Raw genomic sequence first — 23,981 nt, 5'->3', positions numbered from 1 at the left:
TTAATTAGCGAACCGGGTGGACCAAAAGTCCATGGGTTGACATCACCAAACCCATTCCAAACGCTCGATGTCCTCCTCTACCAGAGTTTTTCCGATCTGTACTTCGATGAATTCAAGATCCGTGACAGCCCGCATGGCATGTTTCTGCCCTTTCGTGATATAGGCGACATCTCCGCGCCGGACGTTTCGGACATGGCCGTCGATGACCAGGTCGCCGGTGCCGTCGATGACGGTCCAGATTTCATCACGCATCAGATGGCGCTGGTAACTGATGGCCTGGCCTTCTTTGATTGCCAAATGCTTGGTCAGGGATTTGATGCCGTCTTCGTGGGTCATGTAGTCCAGGACTTTATATTCCCCCCAGCGGCGTTCTTCATACATAGGACGGTCATTGAGGCCGTCTACATAGGGTTTCAGATAAGAGCTTTTGTGTTTGTTCGATACCAGGATGCCGTCAGGGCTGGCCGCCACCACAAGGTCGGCAGTTCCTAACACTACCATCGGAATATCCAGCTCGTTGATGACATGGGTGTTTATAGCGCCTTCCCCGATCGTCACCGGACCGATCGCCGCTTCTTGCATTTCTTCCGTCAGCGTATTCCAGGTCCCCAGATCTTTCCACTTCTCCTGGTAGGGTACCATGGCTACGGAATTGGCCTTTTCTACCACCTCATAGTCAAAGCTGATCTTTTTTAAGCGCCCGTAATTCTGCCGGATTCCTTCGAAGGTGCTGCCCGCCTGGTATTTTTCCACGAGATTCATAAGATAGCCCAGTTTATATGCGAAGGCTCCCCCGTTCCAGAAAGCGCCTTCGGCAATTAACCTGCCGGCCTCTTCCTCTGACGGTTTTTCCGTGAACCGCTCTACCAGGTAAAGAGACCGGTTTTCCCCGTCCCCGGCGGCTTCCTGACCGCATGCGGGAATGATATATCCGTATTTGGCTGAAGGGTAGGTAGGCTTGATTCCCATCAGTACGATGTCCGCCGCATTTTGCTGTACGGCCTCTTCCATTCTTTGGATTACGTGGAAATATTCCAGCTCCGCGTAAGGGTCTACAGGAAGGACAAGTACCGATTCTTCGGGGTCCACCTTCTTTTCCAATGCCAGATAGGCACTGGAGAGCGCGATGGCGGGAAAGGTATCCCTGCGCTCGGGCTCTACTACAATATCGACGTTCTCTCCCAGCTGGGTCTTGATGAAATCCACCTGAGAATTATTGGTGGCTATGACGATATTTGCCTTGATGCCGGCTTCTTGGATCTGGCGGTAGACCCGCTGAACCATGGATTCATAGCTGCCGTCTTCTTTTTTTAATAATTTCAGAAATTGTTTGGATCTGTGGTCATTGGATAAGGGCCACAGTCTTTTTCCGGAACCTCCGGATAATAAGATAATATTCATGGAATGTCTTTCCTTTCTGTCTGGCAGTTCTCACATGATGTTACAGTTCTAATAATTCCTGTACCTGCTGCTGTATGGTCCGGAGCCTTTTTTTTGACTGGTCCCGGCCGCTGCCGCAGATAGAATAGTAAAATTTGATTTTGGGTTCCGTTCCGGAAGGCCTGGCGGCCATCCAGGAGCCGTCGGCCCAGAAAAATTTTAACACATCGGATTTGGGCAGCCCTTCCGTTTCCTGCAGATAGTCTGTCATTTTTATGGTACCCGGTATCGCGCGGATCCCTTCTTTCCGGAGCTTTGCCATGCTGTTTCGGATCTGTTCCACCCCTTTGGCTCCTTCCAGGGTATAGGAGGACAAGGCATCCAGAAAATATCCGTATTTCTCATACAACCGCTCCAGCTCATCGATCAGGGTACTGCCTTTTGCTTTGCAGGCGGCCGCCATCTCACTGATCAGCAGGGAAGCCACTACCGCATCCTTGTCTCTGGCATGGGTACCCACCAGATAACCATAGCTTTCCTCATAGCCTATGACAAATTTCTTTTCTCCTGTCCGTTCATATTCCGTGATCTTGTCTCCGATAAATTTGAACCCGGTCAGAGTATTTACCACCTGAAGGCCATAATCCGCAGCGATGCGGGCTCCCAGATCATTGGTCACAATGGTTTTGACCAGTGTACTGCGCGCCGACAGGGCGGAGGCATTCTTTTCACATACATAGGCCACCAGGAGCGCGCCGATCTGGTTTCCTGTGAGCAGGCGGTATTCTCCCTGGTGGAGCACTCCCACTCCGACTCTGTCGCAGTCAGGGTCGGTTCCCAGCACCAGATCCGCCCCTTCCCGCTCCGCCTGTGCAAGGGCCAGATTAAGCGCGTCCCTTTCCTCCGGATTCGGAGACCGCACAGTGGAAAAGTCACCATCCGGTTCTTCCTGGGCGTCCACTACAGAAACCTGCGTAAAACCTGCTTTTTTCAGAACTTTTCGGACAGGCCGGTTTCCGGTTCCATGCAGCGGCGTATATACGATGCGAAGAGCCGCCTTCGCTTCTCTATCTTTCAGACCGGATTGTTTCAGCACAGCTTCCAGGAAGGCTTCCAAAACCTCTTCACCCAACAGTTCGATCCGTCCGTCCTGAAGCGCTGTCCGGTAATCCGCATAGGGTATATTCTGCAGCTCCCTCACTTCTTCCACATAGCGGATCACATATTCGGCCTTCTCCGGAACCAACTGGCATCCTTTTTCGTCATAGATCTTGTAACCGTTGTATTCTTTTGGATTATGGCTGGCCGTGATTACGATGCCCATCTGACTGTTCAGATAGGGAACTGCGAAGGATAACACAGGGGTAGGCATCAGGGTGTTGAACAGGGTCACGTGTATTTTGCATGCAGCCAGCACTCCGGCTGCTTCCATTGCAAACTCCTCGGAATGGTTTCTGGAATCGTAGGCGATCACTGCCCGAAGAGGTGACCGGGCGTCTGCATAGCGGGCTTTCAACGCGTTTGCCGCGCCGCAGGTCGCCTTGCGGACCGTATAGCGGTTCATCCGGTTTGTCCCCGCTCCCATTTTTCCCCGCAGGCCGCCTGTTCCAAAGGCCAGGTCTTTATAGAAACGATCCTGTATTTCTTCTTCCGTCAGATTCTTCAGCTCCGTTTTTGTGTTCTCGTCGATGTAGGAGGCTTTCAGCCACTCTTCATAGATATTTTTGTAATCTCTCATTTTTACCTCCATGCTGATAAGGTATGGGGGAACACTTTTTTACCGTTCCGCCCTGACTTTACTATTTTTGAAATCTTCATAAGCCAGCCGGATTCCCTCTTCCAGTTCGGTCTGGTAGGTCCAGCCCAGCGCCTTGAGCTTGCTGACATCCAGAAGCTTTCTGGGTGTCCCGTCGGGTTTGGAGGGATCATAGGTAATCTTTCCTTTATATCCTACCGCTTCCTTCACCAGTTCGGCCAGCTGGGCAATCGTCACTTCTTTTCCGGTTCCCAGGTTGACCGTCTCATTGCCTGAATATGTGTTCATCAGGTAAACGCAGGCATCTGCCAGATCATCCACGTACAGGAATTCCCGCAGCGGTTCACCGCTCCCCCAGATTACCACCTCTTCTCTTCCCGCCTCCCTGGCTTCATGGAAACGCCGGATCAGGGCCGGAAGTACATGGGAATGCTCCGGATGGTAATTATCATTAGGACCGTACAGATTGGTAGGCATGACGGAAATGTAATCCGTTTTGCACTGCCGGTTCAGATACTCACAATATTTTAATCCTGATATTTTCGCCAGAGCGTAAGCTTCATTGGTCTGCTCCAGGGAACTGGTCAGCAGACAGCTTTCCGGCATAGGCTGGGGGGCCAGCCTGGGATAAATGCAGGAGCTCCCCAGAAACATCAGTTTTTTCACTCCACTTTCGTAGGCGCTGTGGATCACATTCATTTCCATGATCATATTATCGTACATAAAATCGGCGGGATAGCTTTGGTTGGCCATAATGCCGCCTACCTTTGCCGCAGCCAGAAATACATATTCCGGCTTTTCTTCTTCAAAAAAGCGCTCCACCTCGGCCTGCCGTCTCAGATCCAGTTCTTTTGAAGTTCTTAATACCAGGTTCTGGTAGCCCTGTTCATGCAGCCTGCGTACAATCGCAGAACCTACCATTCCATGATGTCCGGCCACATAGATCTTACTGTTCTTATCCATCAGTGTTCACCGGCCTCTCTGAATTCCTTTGCGCTGATTCCGGCAATTGTTTTCATATCCTCATCCACCATCATGGACACCAGTTTCGGGAAGCTGACCCGGCGCTGCCATCCAAGCTCGGTTTCGGCCTTGGTACAATCCCCCCAGAGGAATTCCACCTCAGCCGGCCGGAAGAACCGGGGATCCACATCTACCAGCAGCCGGCCGGTCTTTTTGTCAAATCCCTTTTCCTCAACACCGCTTCCCACCCATTCGATATCGATTCCAACTTCCGCAAAAGACAATTCCACAAATTCCCTCACCGTATGGGTCTCATTGGTCGCCAGCACATAATCGCCCGGTTTCTCCTGCTGCAGGATTCTCCACATTCCTTCCACATAGTCACCGGCATATCCCCAGTCCCGTTTAGCGTCCATATTGCCCAATGATAATTTCTCCTGTTTACCCGCCATGATAGAAGCCACGGCCAGCGTGATCTTCCTGGTCACGAAGTTCTCGCCTCTTCTGGGTGATTCGTGATTAAACAGAATTCCGTTGCAGGCAAACAGATCATAGGATTCCCGGTAATTTACCGTGATCCAGTAGGAATACAGCTTCGCCGCCCCATAAGGACTCTTCGGATAAAACGGTGTTTTCTCGCTCTGGGGGGCCGTCTCCGGCAGGCCGCCGAACAGTTCCGACGTAGACGCCTGATAAAATTTGCATTTCAGATCGCTTTCTTTTATAGCGTCCAGGATTCGGAGTGTGCCGATTCCGGTAACCTCCGCCGTATATTCCGGCACTTCAAAGGAAACCGCCACATGGGACTGGGCAGCCAGATTATAAATTTCCGAAGGACGGATTTTTTCCAGCAGACGGTTGAGACTGCTGGTGTCGGTCAGATCTCCATAATGAAGGAAAAAAGTTTTACCATTTATTTCAGGATCATTGATCAGGTGATCGATTCTCTCCGTACTGATACTGCTGTGTCTTCTGATAATGCCATGCACCTCGTACCCTTTTTCCAGCAACAACTCAGCCAGATAAGATCCATCCTGTCCTGTAATCCCTGTTATTAGCGCTGTGTTTTTCATCCTTTTAAAATCCTCCTTGATTGCAAAATCATTCTATTTTTCCATATTTGCAAAAGAATATTCTTATCTTGCGATATTTATTTTTTAACTTTTGCTTTTCTTTGTGAGTATAAAGTAGTATACTCGAATTGTATACGTGGAAAATTGACTTGTATAGGTAAAATATTGCTATCGCTAATGATTGGGCAATATTTTACCACACAAGCAAGATACTACTGACGCTGCCGAACGCCAATCTTGAACGCGTAAAACCGGCTTCCCCCTCATCCCGACCCCAAATACCAAAAATATTTCAAATAAATGGAGGCAATAATATGAGTACAGATGACAAAAACCCAGTCCGAAAAACGATGTTTGACTCCTATGCGACTTCCGATATCATAAAATCCCATAGGGTATTGAACACTCCCAGTGAATTCGCCCGGGGAAATCTCTTCTACGTTCAGGAGGTCGGGTATCTGAAAAGCCTGAAGAGCCACACCAGCCGCAGGGAGCACTTGAATTCCTATCTCTTTTTCACAGTCCTGTCCGGAAGCGGGCAGTTCACTTACTGCGGCCGGCAGCACACGCTGCACGCCAGCGATTGTATTTTCATCGACTGCAACAGGCCCTATTCCCACTGCAGCAGCGAATCCGATCCCTGGGAACTGATGTGGGTACATTTTAACGGCAGTCAGGCTTCCTGCTACTATAGTTTCTATGAGAGCATACTGCCCCACGCAGTGTTCCATACGCAGCTGCAGACTGATTTTATCACCACATTACAGACCGTTATCCAGCTTCAGAAAATCAATGATCTGCGCTCGGAATTCCTGATTTCAAAGCTGCTGACAGATCTTCTGACCCTTTGTATTACCCGCAATGACAGTCCCAGCAGCCAGGAAAGTACGGAAAAACTGGAACAGGTCCGGGATTATCTGGATATCCATTTTGCGGAAAAAATCTCTTTGGATACGCTGGCGGAAGAATTTTATATCAGTAAATTTTATCTTTCCCGGGAGTTTAAGAAATATTATGGCGTCACCATCGGTGATTATCTCCGTACCAGGAGAGTGACCCACGCAAAAGAACTGCTGCGCTTTACAGACAAGCCGATCGATGAGATCGCGGGGCTTTGCGGCATTCCAGACAGCAACTATTTTTCCAAAATGTTTCGAAAATCCGAAGGCTATTCCGCATCAGAGTATCGGAAGAAGTGGTAAAACCCAGTGCATGCCCTTCGGGCGGGCGTGCAGCTACGCTGCACGGCAAGGTATACCATTTCTGGCACCCCGCAATGCATGCCCTTCGGGCGGGCGTGCAGCTACGCTGCACGGCAAGGTATGAAAATCACAAAGACCGCAGATACTATGCTCGGAAAATATATCATATCGAATGGAGGAAATACCATGTCTTTAATAGGCAGAACTATTTGTGATTTTCAACTGCAGGCATATCATGACGGAAAGTTTATGGAAGTAAAAAAAGAAGATTTACTGGGGAAATGGAATGTCCTGTTTTTCTACCCGGCAGATTTTACATTTGTGTGTCCCACCGAACTGGAAGACCTGGCCGATCATTACAGCAAATTCAGAGAGCTGAACTGCGAGATTTATTCCATATCCACCGATTCCCACTTCGTGCACAAGGCCTGGCACGATGCTTCAAAGACAATTCAGAAAATCCAATATCCCATGCTGGCTGATCCAACCGGAATCCTGACCAGGGATCTGGATGTGTATATCGAAGAGAGCGGCATGGCGGAGCGCGGCACTTTTCTGATTAATCCGGAAGGCGACGTGGTCCTGTACGAAATAAACGCCGGCGGTATCGGCCGTAACGCGGAAGAATTGATCCGGAAAATTCATGCTGCACAGTTCGTGGCGGAACACGGGGACGAGGTATGTCCTGCCAAATGGCAGCCTGGCGCGCAGACCTTAAAACCCAGTCTGGATCTGGTCGGTATGATCTGACCGGGTGAAACGTATGAATAAAAATCCTAATTTTTATGATATGATCATCATCGGCGCCGGGCCGGCCGGCTTAAGCGCAGGAATATACGCCGCCCGGGCAAAATTTAAAACCCTGCTGATCGAAAAAGGGGACATCGGCGGTCAGATTACTATTTCATCGGTGGTTGTGAACTATCCGGGAGTGATCCGTACGGACGGGAAAAAGCTGACGGAAGACATGAGAAAGCAGGCGGTAAATTTCGGAGCCGAGTTTTTGAACGCTATTGTCCTGGATGTGGATTTTAAAAGCCCGGTTAAGAAGATCAAAACATCCGCCGGTGATTACGAAGCCCTTGGGGTCATACTGGCTACAGGAGCCAATCCCCGCACTCTGGGCTTCCCGGGCGAAGAAGAGTTCAAAGGACATGGTATCGCCTATTGCGCCACCTGTGACGGCGAATTCTTCACCGGAATGGACGTTTTTGTGGTAGGCGGCGGATACGCGGCTGCCGAAGAATCCGTATTTCTAACCAAATACGCGAAAAAAGTAACGGTTCTCGTGCGGGAACCTGAATTCACCTGTGCCAGGGGCGTAGCCGAGCAGGTGCAAAACCACCCCAAAATTGACGTCAAATTCCATACCGAAGTACTGGAAACCGGCGGCGATCACTGCCTTAGATGGCTGAAATACCAAAACAATGAGACCGGGGAGATCACAGAATATCATCCGGAAGGATCAGACGAAACCTTCGGTATCTTTATCTTCGTCGGATATGCTCCGGCCTCCGCACTCTTTCAAGGTAAAGTGGATCTGGACCGGCAGGGATACATTCTCACCGATCAGAATCTGCAGACAAATGTCCCCGGCGTGTTTGCCGCCGGAGACATCTGTGTCAAGCCTTTGCGCCAGGTAGTGACTGCCGTATCCGACGGTGCTCTGTGTGCCACGAATCTGGAACACTATGTGGAAGAAAGGTATCGGGCCCTTGGATGGAAGCGGGAAAATACGGATGCTGACGCCCCTGCGCGTCCCGGAGAAGCTTCGGAACCTGGAGATTCCCGGCTTGAACAGTCCGCAAATCCCCCTTCCGAATCTTCTGAGGGTTTTGTAGATGAAGAAATGCGCAAGTCCCTGATGGGAATCTTTGCTAAATTCAGCAGGCCTGTAACCCTAACCGCCTTTTTAGAAGAAACAGGAACACTTTCCCTGGAGATCCGACAGCTATTCTCCGATCTGAAAGGGTTGTCCGACAAGCTATCCCTGTGTTTATTCCAAAAAGGCGAAAAGCCCGCTTTGGAAAAGCAGGCTGCTGTGACACAGTATCCCTGTATCGCCCTTTTTAACCACGCCGGTGAATTTACCGGTATCAAATTTCACGGGGTACCGGGCGGGCATGAATTCAATTCCTTTATCATCGCTCTCTATAACACAGCCGGTCCCGGTCAGCCGCTTGACGAACCTCTGCTGCACAGAATCCGGAAAGTGACCGGGCCGGTAAATATAAAAATAGCGGTTTCCCTATCCTGCACCTTCTGTCCCGACGTGGTGACGGCCTGTCAGCGGATAGCTCTGGAGAACCCCTCTATTACGGCAGAAATGTTTGACATCAATCATTTTCCTGATTTCAAAAACAAATACAGCATTATGAGCGTCCCCTGCATAATCATCAACGACAACCGGACAGTGTTCGGCAGCCGCAGTATAGAAGAAATCGTGGAGTTGCTGGAAAAGGGATAAGGTCTGCCTAATTTCTCTTCCAGGTAGCCGGTTTGAATAAAATCAGCAGCGGAAACAGTTCCAGCCGTCCAGCCAGCATATCAAAGATCAGAACCAGCTTGGAGAACCCGGAGAACATCCCGAAATTCTGGGATGGTCCAACCATCTCCAGGCCGGGTCCGATATTATTCAGGGTGGCAGCTACCGCTGTAAAATTAGATGTCAGGTTGAATTCATCCACACTGATCAGTAAAACGGAAAATGAAAATACCATGACATAGGCGATCAAAAATACATTGACCGAACGAACCACCTCGTGTTCCACACTTCGCCCATTGATCTGTATTTTTTTAATGTTTCTGGAGTGAATTAAAGTATTCAGCTCTTTTTTTACCGTTTTCAGCAGAATTACGAACCGGGATACCTTAATACCGCCGCCGGTACTGCCCGCACAGGCTCCGACGAACATCAGCATAACCAGGATCGTCTTCGACATCTGCGGCCACAGGTCAAAGTCCACGGTAGAGAATCCTGTGGTGGTGATAATAGAGGCTACCTGAAAGGAGGCATGCCGAAAAGCGCTCTCCCAGTTGGGGAACAGCCTATGGATATCAAATGTCACGATCAGGATCGCCACCAGGATGATACCCAGGTAATATCTTATTTCCTCGAATTTAAACGCCTGCGCAAACTTCCGGATCAGCAGTAAAAAGTACACATTAAAATTGATCCCGAACAATATCATAAACACGGTAACAACGTATTGGAGGTAAGGGGAATAGGACGCAAAACTGTCATTTTTCACACCGAAGCCTCCGGTACCGGCAGTCCCGAACGTACTGCACAGCGCTTCAAACAGCGGCATTTTCCCTGCCAGCAGGAACAACACCTCAATGATCGTAATCACGATATATATTCCGTATAGAATCATTGCCGTAGACCGCACCTTGGGCACAAACTTGCCGACAGACGGACCGGGGCTTTCCGCCCGCATCAGATGGATATCATTTCCACCGCCAAAGGGCAGAACCGCCAGGACAAAGACCAGCACCCCCATGCCGCCGATCCAGTGAGTAAAGCTTCTCCAGAAAAGAACACAGCGGGACATGGATTCCACATCCGACAGAATACTGGCTCCGGTCGTTGTAAAGCCGGATACGGTTTCAAACAGCGCGTCTACGACTCCTTTTATTTCCCCGCTGATCAGAAACGGCAGGGCTCCAATGATACTCATCACAATCCAGCACAAGGCTACTGTCACAAAACCTTCTTTGGTATAAAATATCTTATTCGAAGGTCTCTTCATCGTCATGATCTGCCCCAGCAATAAGCTAAGAAGCATGACCAGCAAAAAGGCATACCCGCTCTTTTCCCGATAGATCACCGCTACCAGACAGGGAAGGGTCATAAAAACCGCCTCTATTTTCAGGACCATTCCCAGTATATAGGTTATCATTTTATAATTCATAGCGAACCTCTTCAGTGTTTTAATATGTCCTTTAAATCATTCAGGCCAGTGTTTGTGGTTACCACGATCACCGTGTCCCCCACTTCAATGGTGTCCTGTCCGTTCGGGATGATGATCCTTTGCTCCCGGTTAATACAGCAGAGCAGCAGGTTTTCCTTCAGATTCAGTTTTTCCAGCGGAATCCCCACTACCGGTGAGTTCTCATGCACACAGAATTCCAGCGCCTCCGCACGGTTTTCGATGATCCGGTACAGGGTTTCCACATTACTGCCGATAGAATTCTGCATAGCCCGCACGTACTGGATAATATAGCTGGCTGTAATGTATTTCGGATAAATAATACTGTCGATATCCAGCTGATCGATAATCTGATCGAAGGATATCCGGTTCACCTTCGTGATTAATTTGGCTTTCGACTGGCTCTTGGCATACAGGGCCAGCAATATATTCTCTTCATCCAGGTTCGTCAGCGCCACAAACGCGTCTGCCTGGCGGATTCCTTCTTCTAACAGAATACTCTGATCGGTTCCGTCTCCGTATATGATCGTTGCCTTCGGCAGCAGCTCGCTTAATTCCTCGCAGCGGCCCCTGTCCATCTCTATAATTTTAACAGATATCCCCATGGCTTCCAGCTGCTTCGAAAGGTAATAGGATATTTTCCCGCCGCCTACTATCATCGCATTCTTGATCCGGTTAGTGGCGATCCCGATTCGGTGGAAGAAATCGGCGGACTGTCTCGGCGGCGCCACGATGGACACGATATCCCCTTCCCGGAGGATAAAATTACCGGACGGAATAATCACATCGTCTCCTCTTTCCACCGCGCAGATCAGGATATCACAGCGGAATTTTCCTCTGATGTCGGTGATCCTCATCTGATCCAGATGATACTCCGGATAGATTTTGAATTTTAACAGCTCCACCTTCCCCTTGGCAAACGTATCGATCCGTATGGCTGACGGAAACTTCAGGATGCGGGAGATCTCCACGGATGCCGCGAACTCGGGATTGATCACCATGGACAGTCCCAGTTCCTCTTTTATGTACCGCACTTCCTTATTATAGATCGGGTTGCGCACCCGGGCGATGGTCTGGCAGTTTCCAGCTTTCTTGGCGAACAGACAGCACAGCAGGTTCAATTCATCAGATCCGGTCACTGCGATCAGAAGGTCCGCCGTCTCCACTCCGGCCTCCATCTGGGTACTGTAGCTGGCACCGTTTCCCGCCACGCCCATCACATCAAAGGTATTGGCAATCCGCTGCAGCTTGTCTGCGTCCCGGTCAATCAGGGTGATGTTATGTCCTTCCCGGCTGAGCTGTTCTACCAGCGTCACCCCTACTTTTCCGCCGCCTACGATGATAATTTCCATGATATCCTCCCATCAGATGTATACCCGTTACACGAAAATGATGCGGAATAAATTCCCACATCAAAAGGTATTCTTCATCTCTTATCAAATCGCTTACCTCTATTATAGCCCCCCTTTGTCCTAATGTATAGACTTAACAGACAGAGTATTTGACATTTTAGTATAATTTAGAACAATATTTGGCAAAATATCTCCGGTCTACTATTCTACTGCCAGCAATCTACTCTTCTTCCAGAATACCGACGATTCTGGCCATAGATTCCTCAAACTCTTCATCCGATGAATTATAGAACAGGAGCAGATCATCCTTCACCGTTGGATTATCCAGTTCCACCGGTATGTCAAAATCCACACCGGCAATATACTCATCCCAGTTCTCCAGTTTCCATGTGTCCCGGTCAGAATTTCGCGCGATCATACGCTGATGGCATACTTCAGGATCTGTCACCACCCATACGATCACTAACTTCGCATTGCGTTTTGCAAGCTTGCGTCCGAATTCATCGATATACTCCTTATCCCGAATCTCCTTTGTAAAAGGGGCATTGATTAGAACGATATCATCGTAGGTCAGCGCCTCCAGCCCGATATCGATGATTGCCTCATATTCATAATCCCGGATGTTTTTTTCGAAAAAATCAGAGCTTCTGTTTTTTTCTTCATTCGCCACCGCGAATATTTGATTCGACAGTACGATCAGGGTGTCCTTATCTAAATAGACGACATGTTTTAAATTCTCAGCCAGTTTTTTGGAAATGTAAGTTTTCCCGCAGGCAGGCGGGGAGGTGACGAGGATCATTTTTTTCATCATACGGCGTTCGCTTCCTTTCTCTTTATGGTGTTCTTCGATTCACTCTATCAACAGTATCTCCATGTTTCTTCCGAATATAGCTCATAATCCCAATTCCCGCAAAAATTCCTGCCAAAGCTCCCGCGCTGTCGATCAGAACATCCTGAAAACGCCCGCTGCGGCCCGGTATGAAACGCTGATGCAGTTCATCCGTACATGCATACAAAAAGCACGCCAGCTCACCTCGCCAGGCCAGCGGCCAGACCGGCCGCCAATATTGGGATAACGCAAGCAGCAGAGTCAGGGCAAGTATCGCATACTCGGTCATATGCGCTCCTTTCCGCACCACAAACTGCAGCCGTTCGTACAGCTCCTCCCGTTTTTCGGGGGCCATTGGACTATTTCCTTCCACGATCTTCAGAATCTGTTCCACTATAACTCCGCTGGTCGATCCGGAATCCTCCCCATCTGCTGCCGAAAACGAAAATATTAGAATCATAACCAGGGAAGCCGGAATCCAACGCAGAATCCTATTGCGCACAATATCCCTTCTCTCTGATTTTCTCCACCACCTGTTCCACATAATGCCGGCATATTTCCTGGGTTTTTGCTTCTACCATGACGCGCATCACAGGTTCTGTCCCGCTTTCTCTGACTAGGATCCGGCCGGTATCTCCTAATTCTTCCTCTATCGAGCGGATCAACTCCCGGATATCCAAATCCTGCTTAACGTCTGTCTTATTCCTGACCCGGATGTTCTGCTGCTCCTGCGGATAGATCGTCACCGGACTGATCAATTTGCTGAGCGGCATCTTCTTCTCCAGGATAACTTCCATAACCTTCAGCGCCGTGAGTATCCCGTCTCCTGTCGCCGCGTAACGGCTGAAAATTACATGGCCGGTCTGTTCTCCGCCGATACAGTAATCATTTTTTGCCATACTTTCATAGACATATTTATCTCCCACCTGGGTTTTGACAAATTCGATCCCCGCTTCCTCGAACGCTTTATACAGGCCCAGATTCGATACGATGGTGGTGGCCACCGTATTATTTTCCAGCATGCCGTTCTCCTTCATATAGACCGCGCAGACATAGAGAATCAGATCGCCGTTCACTACAGTTCCCTGATCATCCACGGCGATACAGCGGTCTGCGTCTCCATCAAAGGCAAAACCGGCATCTAATTGATTTTGTATTACGAATTCCTGCAATTCTTCTATATGGGTTGAGCCGCATTTTTCATTAATGTTGATACCATCCGGTTCCGCATGTATCACATATGTCTTGGCCCCCAACGCTTCAAATACACTCCTCGCTATCATCCAGGCGCTCCCGTTCGCACAGTCCAGACCGATCCGCATGTTCCGGTAGGACCTGGTGGCGAGGGATATCAGATAACCGATATACCGGTTCCGGCCAATGACATAGTCTACCGTACGGCCAATCCCGGCACCGGTGGCATAGGGCAGATCCGCCGGTTCTCCGTCCAGATAAGCTTCGATCTTTTCTGTCGTTTCTTCCTCCATCTTTTCCCCCTGGCCGTTTAAGAGTTTAATGCCATTATCATAGTAGGGATTGTGACTGGCGGAAATCATGATCCCGCAGTCGAAATCTTCTGTACGGGCCACATAGGAGATGCTGGGAGTCGTCGTTACGTGAAGCAGATAGACATCGGCGCCGGAGGCGGTCAGGCCTGCCACCAGTGAGTATTCGAACATATAGCTGGATCGACGGGTATCTTTACCGATTACCACTTTGCATGTTTTGCCCGGCTGATTGGAATAATACCAGCCCAGGTAGCGGCCCACTTTATATGCGTGTTCTACAGTAAGGGTGACATTTGCTTCTCCGCGGAAGCCGTCGGTTCCAAAATATTTTCCCATATGAGTCCTCCTTTTATGTTCCTTTATTTTATTGGTGCTGTCTTATCATCAATTCTATATAAATTTTGCCCTATTATATCATTTGAAGAAGTAAATTACCATGTTTTTGTGAGGATATAGTTTTCTGGATATAGTTTTCTGCCTATAGTTTTCTGATGTAATTTCTGTTGTAATAACCTGCTATAATTTTCTACGTAATTTCCGGATATAGCTGCCTTGTAATTGCAATTTAAACGTGTAATTAAATTCGCCATACGAAATTGCCCAGTGCTATTTAGTATTTCAATAGCAACGCCTCATTACATTCGACATTTTTCGACATTCTCTTGTTGCTTTTATGCCTATAAATTACTATACTTTTATTTATGTGATCCATTGACATTATAAAATTACGACAAAAGACAAGGAGGTTATAAAATGAAATTTCATTATCAATCCCAACAGGATTACCTGGAAAGATTCCTGACACACCTTACTGTGGTTCGGAATCTGTCTGAAGCCACTTTAAAAGCTTACCGATGTGATTTAAATGGTTTATTTACCTGGCTTGCGAGGGAGAATACTCCGGTATTGGATCAACAAACCCTGCTGCAGTATTTTGAAATGCTGCAGCAGGAGCGAAATCTGAAAGCAAAATCTTTACATAGAAAATTTATATCGATCCGGCAATACTGTGAATTCTTAAATCAGGAGAATATTTCCAATGAAACTTTTTTCCGCTTTAATTCCAGGAAATTCATTTTGCCAAAGGCACTGCCCAAAACGCTCTCCATGCGGGAAGTCCGCAATCTGATCGAGGCGACACAGGATGAATATGAGGCGCTGGAAAGCGAATATCACAAAAAAATCTGCCTCAGGGATTCGGTCATTCTGGAACTGCTCTTCTGCCTGGGCCTCCGGATCGGGGAAATCAGCCAGATGAATGTGGATGATTACAACCGCGACGAGGAAACCCTTCTGATACATGGCAAGGGTCGGAAGGAGCGGATGCTCTTCCTCTCCTCTCCCGCTGTGGTCAAGAAACTGATGGGATGGCTGAAATTCCGGGACTGTTTCCAGCCCAGCTGCAACGCACTGTTTGTGAATAAATACGGGGATCGTTTGTCTATCTACAGCGTGGAAAATATTTTCGAGAAATATAAAAGGAAATCCATGATCAATCCGATGGCCACCCCTCATTATCTGCGGCATTCGTTCGCTACCCAGCTTCTGAATAATGGCGCCACGATCCGGGATGTCCAGGAACTGCTGGGGCACAACAGTATCGTGAGTACCCAGATCTATACGGAGGTGTCTTACGCAAGGAAGAAAGAGGTAATGATGCGGTATAATGAGCGGAATTTTCTGTTTTAGACACGTTTGGAACGCTTATTTTTCTTCTTGCCTGCCGGCCGCATAAGCCGAAAGACAGCGGACATTACAAAATAGAGAAACCATCCCATGAATGTTCCAAGTGTGTTCATAATTAAGTCGTCCAGCTGAAAGAAACCTCTGTGTGTCAACAGCTGAGTGGTCTCTATAAACAGGCTGGCCGCCAGGCCTGTCGCAGTGCACAAAATGGGATTCCGGCACCGGCGGATGAGCAAAGGCAGGAGAATTCCCCAGGGAACGAATAAAAGGATGTTCTCGATGACGTAGGAATAGGCTCTGGGCGTGGCGGTTATGGTTCCGAAAACAGTCAGGCTTACTGCATCCCTGGAACCGGCTTCCCGTGAGAAAAGGGTCAGGTACAGGACAACAATAATATAAATGGTGTATAGGATACTCTTTATGATGGGTATCCTGTTTTTTTGCGCTTTTTTCCGGTGGATGTTGAACAGCAGCAGGAATATGGCTACCAAAAGGCCGATTAGGAGGCCTTGGGGAAAATATCGGAAGGCGTTTAGTACGTCTTTGATTACCAGGGTTAGGGTATCTGTGAGCAAGGGGGATGTCCTTTCTGGAATGTGTATTTGGTTTATTGAAATGGGGTTTTGGGGTTTCGTACTTGATATTGGGTATTTTAGCATTTATGGGGGCTGAGGGCAACGGGGGAAGGCTTATTATTTTCTTATTTTTGGGGTGGAAAATCTTAAGATTTTGGATGGTTTTGAGTTTCATATGGAGTTTCAAATAATAGCAATTATTTGGGAGGTCAGTTGATCGGCCTGTGTTTTTTGGGGTTATATTTAAGATTTTAATAGACGGAATATAATGCAGTATTTTATTAATATTTGCCTGTGATTATATGTAACGTCTTATAGCGCTTGGCAATCATTATACTTTGTAATTTGTGACTGGAATATGTAAGTTATCCGGGGAAAGATTAGATTTTACTATGTGTTTATACAATAAAAACTATCTTAGACAAGTAAATAAGCTCGAGATACCTGTATGCAATATTTTGGGAGTAAATATTGCCGCTATTAATATGGAATGGTTAATGAATTATTTAGAGAAACATATTACACCGGAACATTGCAATGATTTGTCCGGTGATTATATCTGTATTTCTAATGTCCATACCACTGTGACCTCATATGAAGATAAGAAATACTGCGCCATCCAAAATGGAGGTTTGATGGCAATACCGGATGGTGGTCCTTTGAGTACCGTCGGCCATTTAAGAGGATATAAAAACATGAGCCGCACAACGGGACCGGATCTTATGGGTAATATATTCAAGATATCAGCCGAAAAAGGATACCGGCATTTTTTCTATGGTTCTACTCCGAATACATTAACAAAACTATCCGACAAGTTAATGGAGAATTATCCGGGAATTGTGATAACCGGTATGTATAGCCCTCCCTTTCGCCCTTTAACGGATGAAGAGGATCAATACATAATTAATAGAATAAATTCCTTAAATGCAGATTTTATCTGGATCGGCCTTGGAGCTCCAAAGCAGGAATTATTTATGGCTGAACATCAAGGGAAGTTAACCGGGCTAATGATCGGTGTAGGGGCAGGTTTTGATTATTATGCCGGTAACCTAATGCGAGCGCCGCAATGGATGCAAAAAATGAATCTGGAATGGTTATATCGCCTGATTCAAGATCCATTCAGGCTGTTTTATAGGTATTTCCACACAAATAAGAAGTTTATATGGGAAGCAATAATAAGGGGGAAATAAGGAATTGCATTATGGAGACGAAGCTAAGAATTCTTATAGTTCATAATTATTACCAGATTCCCGGTGGTGAAGATATTGTTGTTGAAAATGAGAAAAAGTTGCTGGAAAATAACGGGCATGTGGTAATGCTGTACAGCAGAGATAATTCAGAAATAGAAAGTATGACTCTCTTAAAAAAAATATGCCTGCCCTTCTCAATGATATTTAGTTTTAGAACTTACAAAGAGGTCAAACAATTAATTCAGGAACACAATATCAATATTCTGCATGTCCATAACACCATGAATTTAATCAGCCCATCCGTTTATTATGCCGCCTTTCATTGTAATATACCAGTCGTACAGACCATGCATAATTTCCGGCTTTTATGTCCCGGAGCTACGTTTTACCGCGATGGACATATATGTGAAGAATGCATCGAACGTGGTCTGGGATGTGCGATTCAATATGGCTGTTATAGAAATAGTAAGCTTCAGACATTTATTTGTGTCCTGACGACTAAAATACATCGTTTATTAAGAACATATAAAAAAGTAAATTTTATTTGTTTAACGGAATTTAATAGTAAAAAATTATTGCAGTTAAACCGACCTGTAAAAAATAACATTGTTGATCCAGATAAGGTATTCATTAAACCTAACTTTACTTTTGCGAATACCGGTCAATTCTTCCAAGGTGAATACTATCTCTTTGTTGGAAGAATCGAAAAAATTAAAGGTCTGGATATTCTTATAGAAGCATTCTCACAGATTCCGGACCGGAAACTGTTAATTGCGGGAACTGGAACAGAATTAAATAAATATATGCTGCTGGCCAGAAGTTACAACGCCCAGAATATAAAATTCACAGGTTTTCTGAAACATGGGGAAGTAGGCAAAGCATATAACAGAGCCATTGCAGTTATTGTTCCATCCCAGTGGTACGAAACTTTTGGCATGATTATCGCCGAAGCATTTGCCAGCCATGTCCCTGTTATTGCGGGTGACATCGGTAATATTGGTAGTTTAGTTGTAAATGGTAAGAATGGACTTACATTTAAATATAATTCATGTGAAGCATTAATAAATACGATCGAGCATTTTGAGAAACTGGACAGGGTGTCTTATGGGGAAGCTGCTTACCAAACATACATAAACCAGTTTTCTCCCGAGAGCAATTACAAACAATTATTAAAAATATATGATCAGATTAAATAAATACAACAATTCTAGAAGAGTCAATGCTGCCCGAATCAGGGCTTGCTTACTCTTGGTAAGGAGATTTAGTTGAAAGATTCAGAAATATTAGAGCAGGCAGTAGATATTGAAGCTGTTTCACATAAAAACGCGACTCACTTTGCTTTATGCGATAAAAGCAGAATCCGTTACCTCATCTCGGTTAACGGTGGGAAAAAAAGGTTAAGCAGTAATCTCTCTACCTATTCCAATAAGCTTAGGTTTTTGATGTGGTATCTCGAATATTTCCCCTTATCTACGCTCGCGGCAGGCAGCCTTGGCTATTTTGTAAAGGCTACATTGCATCCTGCAATTATGGAAATATTCAGCAAAACGGATTCGACGGCTTGGAACATGATTGCCGGTACTTACAATGAAAAGCAAAAATTAGTGTTTCAATGTTTTAACTCTAAGCGAACAGCATCTTTATTTATTAAGGTGGGAAATAAAAATACTAACACCGAGCTATTAAATGAGATTGATTTTTTAAATGGAAAGCGGAAATATTCAAAATTTAATATCCCAAAGCTGGTTGACAGCAAAACATTAACAGATCAATTCCCGTTTAATATCCTGGTAACAAAAGAATTCGCAGGTGATAAAGTGAAACCTGTTATGACGGATGACATTTATGGAATCTACCACGAAATATCAGGAAGGCCTCTATACTCGGACGATATTGATTATGAATTCTCACATGGTGATTTTGCTCCCTGGAATATTAAAAAGGGTAAAGACCGTTATATTGTTTTTGATTGGGAACACTGTGGTGTTAGGTTTCGAGGATATGACCTGATCCATTATACTTATATGATTGAAAGAAAATTACATCATAAATCTGAGAAAGAAGCCATTCAAAATGCAATAAAAAAGGCTATTGAATATGATCCTTGGCTTGGAAACCAAAATTCTCAAGAACTTGCTGAGTTATTTTTTAATACCATGTACGGGGTGTTGGGATCCGTATAGATTATACTGATTAGATTGGGAGAATAATATGAATTCAAAGGATGTTTTCCATCATATAGTAAATACTTTTTGCTCTATGAATATAAAATTTGTAATATTGCACTCATATCAAAATCTACCCGAAGAGATTGATTCAGATATCGATTTTGCTATAAAAACAGATAAAATTGAAACAGCGATTCACTTGTTAGATTCAATACTGCAGGGAACTGGGTGGCGCATGATACAGTTTTGGAGACATGAATATTATGCTGCAGATTGTGTGATTTCCAATGATGAAGAATTTATTCAAGTGGATTTTTGTATACATTATGAAAGAAACGGCCGTATTTTAATTCCAATAGATGAATTAATTGCTGACAGAAAAAAGTATAATAATTTCTTTATACCATCAAGTCATACTGAATTTTCATATATTTTGATTAAAAAAATCTTGAAAAGAAACTTTTCAGAAAGAAGCAAGATACAATTGAATTCTCTATGGCTTGAGATGTCCGCTCAAGAAAGAGAACTGGTAAAATGCTTTTTGCACAGGTTCTTAAACACAGATAGTATTGAATCTGTTCTCACAGCCATAGAGCAAAAAACTTTTCAAAAGCTTAATATAGATTATTTGAGGAATGAACTGCTGCTGAAGTCATCTAATCTAAAATCAAATATTCATTATATTTTATTTGATATATTAAGAAAGATGGAACGGATTCTTCATCCTACCGGTATGTTCATAGTGTTGATGGGGGTTGATGGCGCAGGTAAGACTACAATTGCGGATGAACTGATTCATAAATATGAAACCGCCTTTCGACGCGTGAAGCATTATCATTCAAGAGTTCGAGTGCTTAACGATATCTCCCGGATCGGTAAGGGTAATACACCCATTGATGCCAGCGACCCCCACGGCAAAACTTTTAAAGCCGGAAGAATTCTATCTTTACTAAAGTTTGGATATTACTTCATTGACTACATGATTGGCAATCTTGTCATTACAAAAGCCAAAATACAAAGTTCCCTGGTCCTGATTGAAAGGTATTATTATGATTATTACGTCGACAAAATTCGATATAATATCAATTTGCCCACCGGTTTTCTCAAGTTTTTTAGCTGTTTCATGAAAAAGCCGGATGTTATTTTTATACTTACAGGTGATAGTCAAATACTGTTCAACAGAAAGCATGAAATTACGATAGAGGATATAGAAGCGCAAAAGGAAAAATTGGAGGAACTTTTTCTGAATAACAACAAAGCGTTTTTTATTGATACAACAGTAAATAGCGTAAGTGATTGTGTTAACCAGATGCTTACCATATGCAATGAAAAAATGAGAGGAAGAAGACGATGGTAAAGCCGGTTAAAAGACTTAGAATATTACTATCGGCATATGCCTGTGAACCGAATAAGGGTTCAGAGCCAGGAGTGGGCTGGAATTGGGCACTCCATTTGTCAGAAAAATTTGATGTGTTTGTTATTACCCGTTTAAACAATAAAACCAGCATTGAAGACTATATTGCGAAACACACAAATAAGCATCTCCACTTCTACTTCTATGACTGTGCAGAATATATGCTAAAGGTAAAACATTTACCAAACGGTGTTTTTATCTATTATAAAAAATGGCAGAAAGAAATTCTTACAATCGCCCGCAAAATAGTAATCGAAGAAAAAATTGATATCATACATCATATAACATTTAACGAATTCAGAACGCCTGGTAAGTTATATAAAATAAATGTTCCTTTTGTTTGGGGACCGATCGGGGGAGGACAATTTTACCGATCAGTTTTTAAAAAAGCTTATATTCATAAAAGAAATATAGTAAAAGAAATTATCAGAAACATTATAAATTATATTTACATATATTTCTCCAGGGATATTCACAATGCCATAAAAAGCGCTGCGGCAATTTTAATTGCCGACCAGTCCACAGAAAAAATTATGCCTTCATCCAGAAATTACGTACGGTTGTTAGAAACAGCATACAACCCGGAACGAAACCAGATTAAAGTTTACAGCCAATCCATGTCAGACACGATCAAACTTCTTTGGATTGGGGGTATATGGCCCCGCAAAGGTTTGAAAATTCTGCTTGATGCATTGGGACAATCTGATTTTAAGGATTTCTATTTAGAAATTATCGGGGATGGGGAAGACCGTCAGGCATGTGAGCGTCTTGTTAAAGTATATGGGCTGGAAGACAAAATACATTTTACCGGTTCTTTATCCTATCAGGATGTTAATGGGCACTATGATAATGCGGATGTTTTTATTTTTACCAGTCTGAGGGACACTTCCGGTAATGTTATATTAGAAGCTATGTCTCATGGACTTCCTGTTATCACTCTGAACCATCATGGGGCAGGCGAAATCGTTACCAACAGCACCGGAACTCTTATAGAAATTAGTGACTACGGTACTATAAAAAAAGATATTATGAAAGCCATAAAGATATATTCCAAAGACAGAAAACTGGTTGAATTGCAGGGAATATCAGCTCGGAAGCGTATCGAAACAATGTACTCGTGGGAGCGCAATATGCACATCATATCTCAAGTATATGAACGTGTAATGATTGATCTTGGAAAGGATGCAGCATATGTTGATCGCTAAATTGAAGAACCAGCTGGGTAATCAGATGATGCAGTACGCCGCTGTAAAATCAATAGCGGAGGATAAAAAATTCACATTCCAATATTACAGGCAGCCAATGGCGGAGCGGTACATAAATGACAGAGATACAAAATATGGCAATGATATTAGAACTCTGTTTCTCTTACCGGAGGAAGAGTACCTCCAAAGTATCCCCGCAGATATGGCAGTTTATAATGAAAATACCTATCGTATCGGTAATAGGGGAAAATTTTATTTCGATGAAGCAATAAACATAAATGATAATGTAGTTATGGATGGATTATTTGAATCCTTTCGATATTTTAAAAATAGGCGCAATGATGTCATAAAATGGTTTAAGTTTCAAAGTGATACGGTAAACCATGCCCAGAAAAAGTTAAATGAAGTACATAAAAAATATTATGGCCGGCCTGTTATCTCCGTGCATTTTAGGGTAGGTAAGGATTATACAACACACGGATTAACTTTAAAATCATCGTATTGGATGAACGCTGCGCGTAAAGCGCAGAAAGATTTTGAAAATCCTATATTTCTTTGCTTTTATGATACTAAGACAAGATCCGTCACTAAATTTATGAAAAAATTTGATTCGTTAGATGTACGTGGAAGCTTGATCGAGGATATGTGTCTGATCTCGATGTGCGATGCTCATATCATCTGTAACAGTACATTTTCAACTATGTCAGCCTTTATAGATCCAAAATTCGGTACCACTTATTGTCCGATCCGTTATCCCAGTTACTTATGTTACCGCAATAATGAGGATTGCTATTTAACTGAATGGGTTAACATCAAAGGGGGCAGCAGAAATCTTATGTCTAATTTCTTTACGGTACTGCAATTTATTGGAGATATATTCAGAGGTTAATTTTTATAAAATAATTTCAAACAGCATTAAGAACTATGAATAAAAACAGTGAAGGAATATTGTAAAAATGTCAAAGCTGTCTATTATTACACCGACTTATAACTGTGAAAAATATATAGAAGATTGTATATTGTCAATTAAAAACCAAACGAACCTGAATTACGAGCATATTATCGTTGATGGAGGTTCCACAGATGCAACACTGGATATCGTTAAACATTATTCCGGTACTTATAACATGCGATGGATTACAGAACCGGACAATGGAATGTACGATGCCATATGCAAAGGATTTAGCATAGCTACTGGGGACATACTTGCTTGGTTAAACGCAGATGATATGTATCGTCCTTATACCGTTAACATGGTTATAAATATTATGTCAAATCCTGACATACTTTGGCTTACGGGCTATCCTGTAATATACACGGAAAATGGAGTTATGTATTCTGCCAATACTATTCTGCCAATACCATTCCGTTTTTTTATGAAAATTGGGTATCCCGGAAAAGGTGGCTGCGGATTCCAGCAGGAATCTACTTTTTGGAAAAAATCGTTATGGGAATCTGCAAACGGTTCTGCTATACGAAAGTATAAATATGCAGGAGATATCCTGCTATGGAAAAAGTTTGCGCATCATAGTGATATCTATATTACAGATGTTATATTATCAGGCTTTAGGAAACATCCCGGTCAAAAATCAGAGGATAAAATAAGTTACAATAGAGAACGAGGCAAATGGAGTGTTATTAATATTTTCCTGAAAATTTTTCATATTCCAGAGTTCTGTTCTAATATATATGCATTACATGGAGGAAAACGCTTAATCAGATTGAAAAATTTAGTATAAACAGGTGAA

The 23,981-nt window shown here is 44.4% G+C and carries 21 protein-coding genes; 11 read left to right on the top strand and 10 right to left on the bottom strand.

Annotated elements, in window-relative coordinates; all coding sequences use genetic code 11:
- Positions 1-42 precede the first annotated feature (42 nt).
- The 4 genes from ABC831_RS03635 to gmd are packed head-to-tail and all read right to left on the bottom strand — an operon-like array spanning position 43 to position 5,172.
- Entirely contained in the window at positions 43-1,401 is a 1,359-nt protein-coding gene (locus ABC831_RS03635) for a sugar phosphate nucleotidyltransferase (protein WP_343246876.1), read from the bottom strand.
- A gap of 40 nt (positions 1,402-1,441) precedes the next feature.
- Positions 1,442-3,118 (bottom strand): phospho-sugar mutase, encoded by a 1,677-nt coding sequence (locus tag ABC831_RS03630; RefSeq protein WP_343246875.1) that lies wholly within the window; start codon positions 3,116-3,118, stop codon positions 1,442-1,444.
- A 39-nt stretch (positions 3,119-3,157) separates the two neighbouring features.
- On the bottom strand, positions 3,158-4,099 hold the full coding sequence (locus tag ABC831_RS03625) for a GDP-L-fucose synthase family protein (RefSeq protein ID WP_343246874.1): 942 nt from the start codon (positions 4,097-4,099) through the stop codon (positions 3,158-3,160).
- Complete coding sequence (gene gmd / locus ABC831_RS03620) at positions 4,099-5,172, bottom strand: GDP-mannose 4,6-dehydratase (RefSeq protein WP_343246873.1); 1,074 nt, start codon at positions 5,170-5,172, stop codon at positions 4,099-4,101. The genes ABC831_RS03625 and gmd overlap by 1 nt, the downstream gene beginning before the upstream one ends.
- 314 nt (positions 5,173-5,486) lie before the next feature.
- Here gmd and ABC831_RS03615 point away from each other — a divergent pair, with 314 nt between their 5' ends.
- The 3 genes from ABC831_RS03615 to ABC831_RS03605 all read left to right on the top strand — a co-directional run bounded on the left by ABC831_RS03615 (position 5,487) and on the right by ABC831_RS03605 (position 8,841).
- Positions 5,487-6,374: a helix-turn-helix transcriptional regulator gene (locus ABC831_RS03615; protein WP_343246872.1), complete on the top strand. Its 888-nt coding sequence runs from the start codon at positions 5,487-5,489 to the stop codon at positions 6,372-6,374.
- 186 nt (positions 6,375-6,560) lie between these two features.
- A complete protein-coding gene (gene ahpC / locus ABC831_RS03610) occupies positions 6,561-7,124 on the top strand; it encodes an alkyl hydroperoxide reductase subunit C (protein WP_343246895.1) in 564 nt (187 codons plus the stop codon).
- A 13-nt stretch (positions 7,125-7,137) separates the two neighbouring features.
- Positions 7,138-8,841, top strand: coding sequence for an FAD-dependent oxidoreductase (locus tag ABC831_RS03605; protein ID WP_343246871.1), 1,704 nt, complete (start codon positions 7,138-7,140; stop codon positions 8,839-8,841).
- 7 nt (positions 8,842-8,848) lie between these two features.
- Here the strand turns inward: ABC831_RS03605 and ABC831_RS03600 are convergent, their stop codons facing one another.
- The 5 genes from ABC831_RS03600 to glmM form a co-directional block, all read right to left on the bottom strand.
- On the bottom strand, positions 8,849-10,288 hold the full coding sequence (locus ABC831_RS03600; RefSeq protein WP_343246870.1) for a TrkH family potassium uptake protein: 1,440 nt from the start codon (positions 10,286-10,288) through the stop codon (positions 8,849-8,851).
- Between the two features lie 11 nt (positions 10,289-10,299).
- Positions 10,300-11,658: a Trk system potassium transporter TrkA gene (trkA, locus tag ABC831_RS03595; RefSeq protein WP_343246869.1), complete on the bottom strand. Its 1,359-nt coding sequence runs from the start codon at positions 11,656-11,658 to the stop codon at positions 10,300-10,302.
- A 220-nt stretch (positions 11,659-11,878) separates the two neighbouring features.
- Positions 11,879-12,508, bottom strand: a complete 630-nt coding sequence (locus tag ABC831_RS03590; RefSeq protein ID WP_425524557.1) for a P-loop nucleotide/nucleoside kinase family protein — start codon at positions 12,506-12,508, stop codon at positions 11,879-11,881.
- On the bottom strand, positions 12,492-13,031 hold the full coding sequence (locus ABC831_RS03585; protein ID WP_343246867.1) for a VanZ family protein: 540 nt from the start codon (positions 13,029-13,031) through the stop codon (positions 12,492-12,494). Before ABC831_RS03585 ends, ABC831_RS03590 begins: the two co-directional genes overlap by 17 nt.
- Positions 12,979-14,331 (bottom strand): phosphoglucosamine mutase, encoded by a 1,353-nt coding sequence (gene glmM / locus ABC831_RS03580; protein ID WP_343246866.1) that lies wholly within the window; start codon positions 14,329-14,331, stop codon positions 12,979-12,981. The genes ABC831_RS03585 and glmM overlap by 53 nt, the downstream gene beginning before the upstream one ends.
- 417 nt (positions 14,332-14,748) lie before the next feature.
- Between glmM and ABC831_RS03575 the strand changes: the two genes are divergently transcribed.
- Positions 14,749-15,684 carry a tyrosine-type recombinase/integrase gene (locus tag ABC831_RS03575; RefSeq protein WP_343246865.1) on the top strand — a complete coding sequence of 312 codons (936 nt, stop codon included), beginning with the start codon at positions 14,749-14,751 and terminating at the stop codon, positions 15,682-15,684.
- Here ABC831_RS03575 and ABC831_RS03570 read toward each other — a convergent pair.
- Positions 15,681-16,256: a VanZ family protein gene (locus ABC831_RS03570; protein WP_343246864.1), complete on the bottom strand. Its 576-nt coding sequence runs from the start codon at positions 16,254-16,256 to the stop codon at positions 15,681-15,683. The genes ABC831_RS03575 and ABC831_RS03570 overlap by 4 nt on opposite strands.
- A gap of 458 nt (positions 16,257-16,714) precedes the next feature.
- Between ABC831_RS03570 and ABC831_RS03565 the strand changes: the two genes are divergently transcribed.
- The 7 genes from ABC831_RS03565 to ABC831_RS03535 all read left to right on the top strand — a co-directional run bounded on the left by ABC831_RS03565 (position 16,715) and on the right by ABC831_RS03535 (position 23,972).
- A complete protein-coding gene (locus ABC831_RS03565; RefSeq protein ID WP_343246863.1) occupies positions 16,715-17,446 on the top strand; it encodes a WecB/TagA/CpsF family glycosyltransferase in 732 nt (243 codons plus the stop codon).
- 11 nt (positions 17,447-17,457) lie between these two features.
- Positions 17,458-18,642: a glycosyltransferase gene (locus ABC831_RS03560; RefSeq protein WP_343246862.1), complete on the top strand. Its 1,185-nt coding sequence runs from the start codon at positions 17,458-17,460 to the stop codon at positions 18,640-18,642.
- A gap of 69 nt (positions 18,643-18,711) precedes the next feature.
- Positions 18,712-19,629 (top strand): protein kinase family protein, encoded by a 918-nt coding sequence (locus tag ABC831_RS03555; protein ID WP_343246861.1) that lies wholly within the window; start codon positions 18,712-18,714, stop codon positions 19,627-19,629.
- A 28-nt stretch (positions 19,630-19,657) separates the two neighbouring features.
- Positions 19,658-20,971 (top strand): nucleoside/nucleotide kinase family protein, encoded by a 1,314-nt coding sequence (locus tag ABC831_RS03550; RefSeq protein ID WP_343246860.1) that lies wholly within the window; start codon positions 19,658-19,660, stop codon positions 20,969-20,971.
- The gene (locus ABC831_RS03545; RefSeq protein ID WP_343246859.1) at positions 20,965-22,233 is read left to right on the top strand and encodes a glycosyltransferase family 4 protein; all 1,269 of its coding nucleotides are present in this window, start codon (positions 20,965-20,967) and stop codon (positions 22,231-22,233) included. The genes ABC831_RS03550 and ABC831_RS03545 overlap by 7 nt, the downstream gene beginning before the upstream one ends.
- The gene (locus ABC831_RS03540) at positions 22,220-23,122 is read left to right on the top strand and encodes an alpha-1,2-fucosyltransferase (RefSeq protein ID WP_343246858.1); all 903 of its coding nucleotides are present in this window, start codon (positions 22,220-22,222) and stop codon (positions 23,120-23,122) included. Before ABC831_RS03545 ends, ABC831_RS03540 begins: the two co-directional genes overlap by 14 nt.
- 67 nt (positions 23,123-23,189) lie before the next feature.
- Positions 23,190-23,972 (top strand): glycosyltransferase family 2 protein, encoded by a 783-nt coding sequence (locus tag ABC831_RS03535; RefSeq protein WP_343246857.1) that lies wholly within the window; start codon positions 23,190-23,192, stop codon positions 23,970-23,972.
- Positions 23,973-23,981: the final 9 nt, after the last annotated feature.

The sequence above is a fragment of the Diplocloster hominis genome (genome assembly GCF_032380655.1).
Classification (GTDB): Bacteria; Bacillota; Clostridia; order Lachnospirales; family Lachnospiraceae; genus Diplocloster; species Diplocloster hominis.
The sequence above is the reverse complement of the archived record's forward strand: the minus strand, read 5'-3'. Positions and strand labels throughout refer to the sequence as shown.

What these genes read in the sequence shown, in the direction of transcription:
- ABC831_RS03560 (WP_343246862.1), top strand. Translation starts at nt 17,458, where the DNA reads ATGGAGACGAAGCTAAGAATTCTTATAGTTCATAATTATTACCAGATT.
- ABC831_RS03585 (WP_343246867.1), bottom strand. Translation starts at nt 13,031, where the DNA reads ATGTGGAACAGGTGGTGGAGAAAATCAGAGAGAAGGGATATTGTGCGC.
- ABC831_RS03535 (WP_343246857.1), top strand. Translation starts at nt 23,190, where the DNA reads ATGTCAAAGCTGTCTATTATTACACCGACTTATAACTGTGAAAAATAT.
- trkA (WP_343246869.1), bottom strand. Translation starts at nt 11,658, where the DNA reads ATGGAAATTATCATCGTAGGCGGCGGAAAAGTAGGGGTGACGCTGGTA.
- ABC831_RS03540 (WP_343246858.1), top strand. Translation starts at nt 22,220, where the DNA reads ATGTTGATCGCTAAATTGAAGAACCAGCTGGGTAATCAGATGATGCAG.
- ABC831_RS03550 (WP_343246860.1), top strand. Translation starts at nt 19,658, where the DNA reads ATGAATTCAAAGGATGTTTTCCATCATATAGTAAATACTTTTTGCTCT.
- ABC831_RS03575 (WP_343246865.1), top strand. Translation starts at nt 14,749, where the DNA reads ATGAAATTTCATTATCAATCCCAACAGGATTACCTGGAAAGATTCCTG.
- ABC831_RS03605 (WP_343246871.1), top strand. Translation starts at nt 7,138, where the DNA reads ATGAATAAAAATCCTAATTTTTATGATATGATCATCATCGGCGCCGGG.
- gmd (WP_343246873.1), bottom strand. Translation starts at nt 5,172, where the DNA reads ATGAAAAACACAGCGCTAATAACAGGGATTACAGGACAGGATGGATCT.
- ABC831_RS03630 (WP_343246875.1), bottom strand. Translation starts at nt 3,118, where the DNA reads ATGAGAGATTACAAAAATATCTATGAAGAGTGGCTGAAAGCCTCCTAC.
- ABC831_RS03635 (WP_343246876.1), bottom strand. Translation starts at nt 1,401, where the DNA reads ATGAATATTATCTTATTATCCGGAGGTTCCGGAAAAAGACTGTGGCCC.
- ABC831_RS03615 (WP_343246872.1), top strand. Translation starts at nt 5,487, where the DNA reads ATGAGTACAGATGACAAAAACCCAGTCCGAAAAACGATGTTTGACTCC.
- ABC831_RS03545 (WP_343246859.1), top strand. Translation starts at nt 20,965, where the DNA reads ATGGTAAAGCCGGTTAAAAGACTTAGAATATTACTATCGGCATATGCC.
- ABC831_RS03600 (WP_343246870.1), bottom strand. Translation starts at nt 10,288, where the DNA reads ATGAATTATAAAATGATAACCTATATACTGGGAATGGTCCTGAAAATA.
- ahpC (WP_343246895.1), top strand. Translation starts at nt 6,561, where the DNA reads ATGTCTTTAATAGGCAGAACTATTTGTGATTTTCAACTGCAGGCATAT.
- ABC831_RS03625 (WP_343246874.1), bottom strand. Translation starts at nt 4,099, where the DNA reads ATGGATAAGAACAGTAAGATCTATGTGGCCGGACATCATGGAATGGTA.
- glmM (WP_343246866.1), bottom strand. Translation starts at nt 14,331, where the DNA reads ATGGGAAAATATTTTGGAACCGACGGCTTCCGCGGAGAAGCAAATGTC.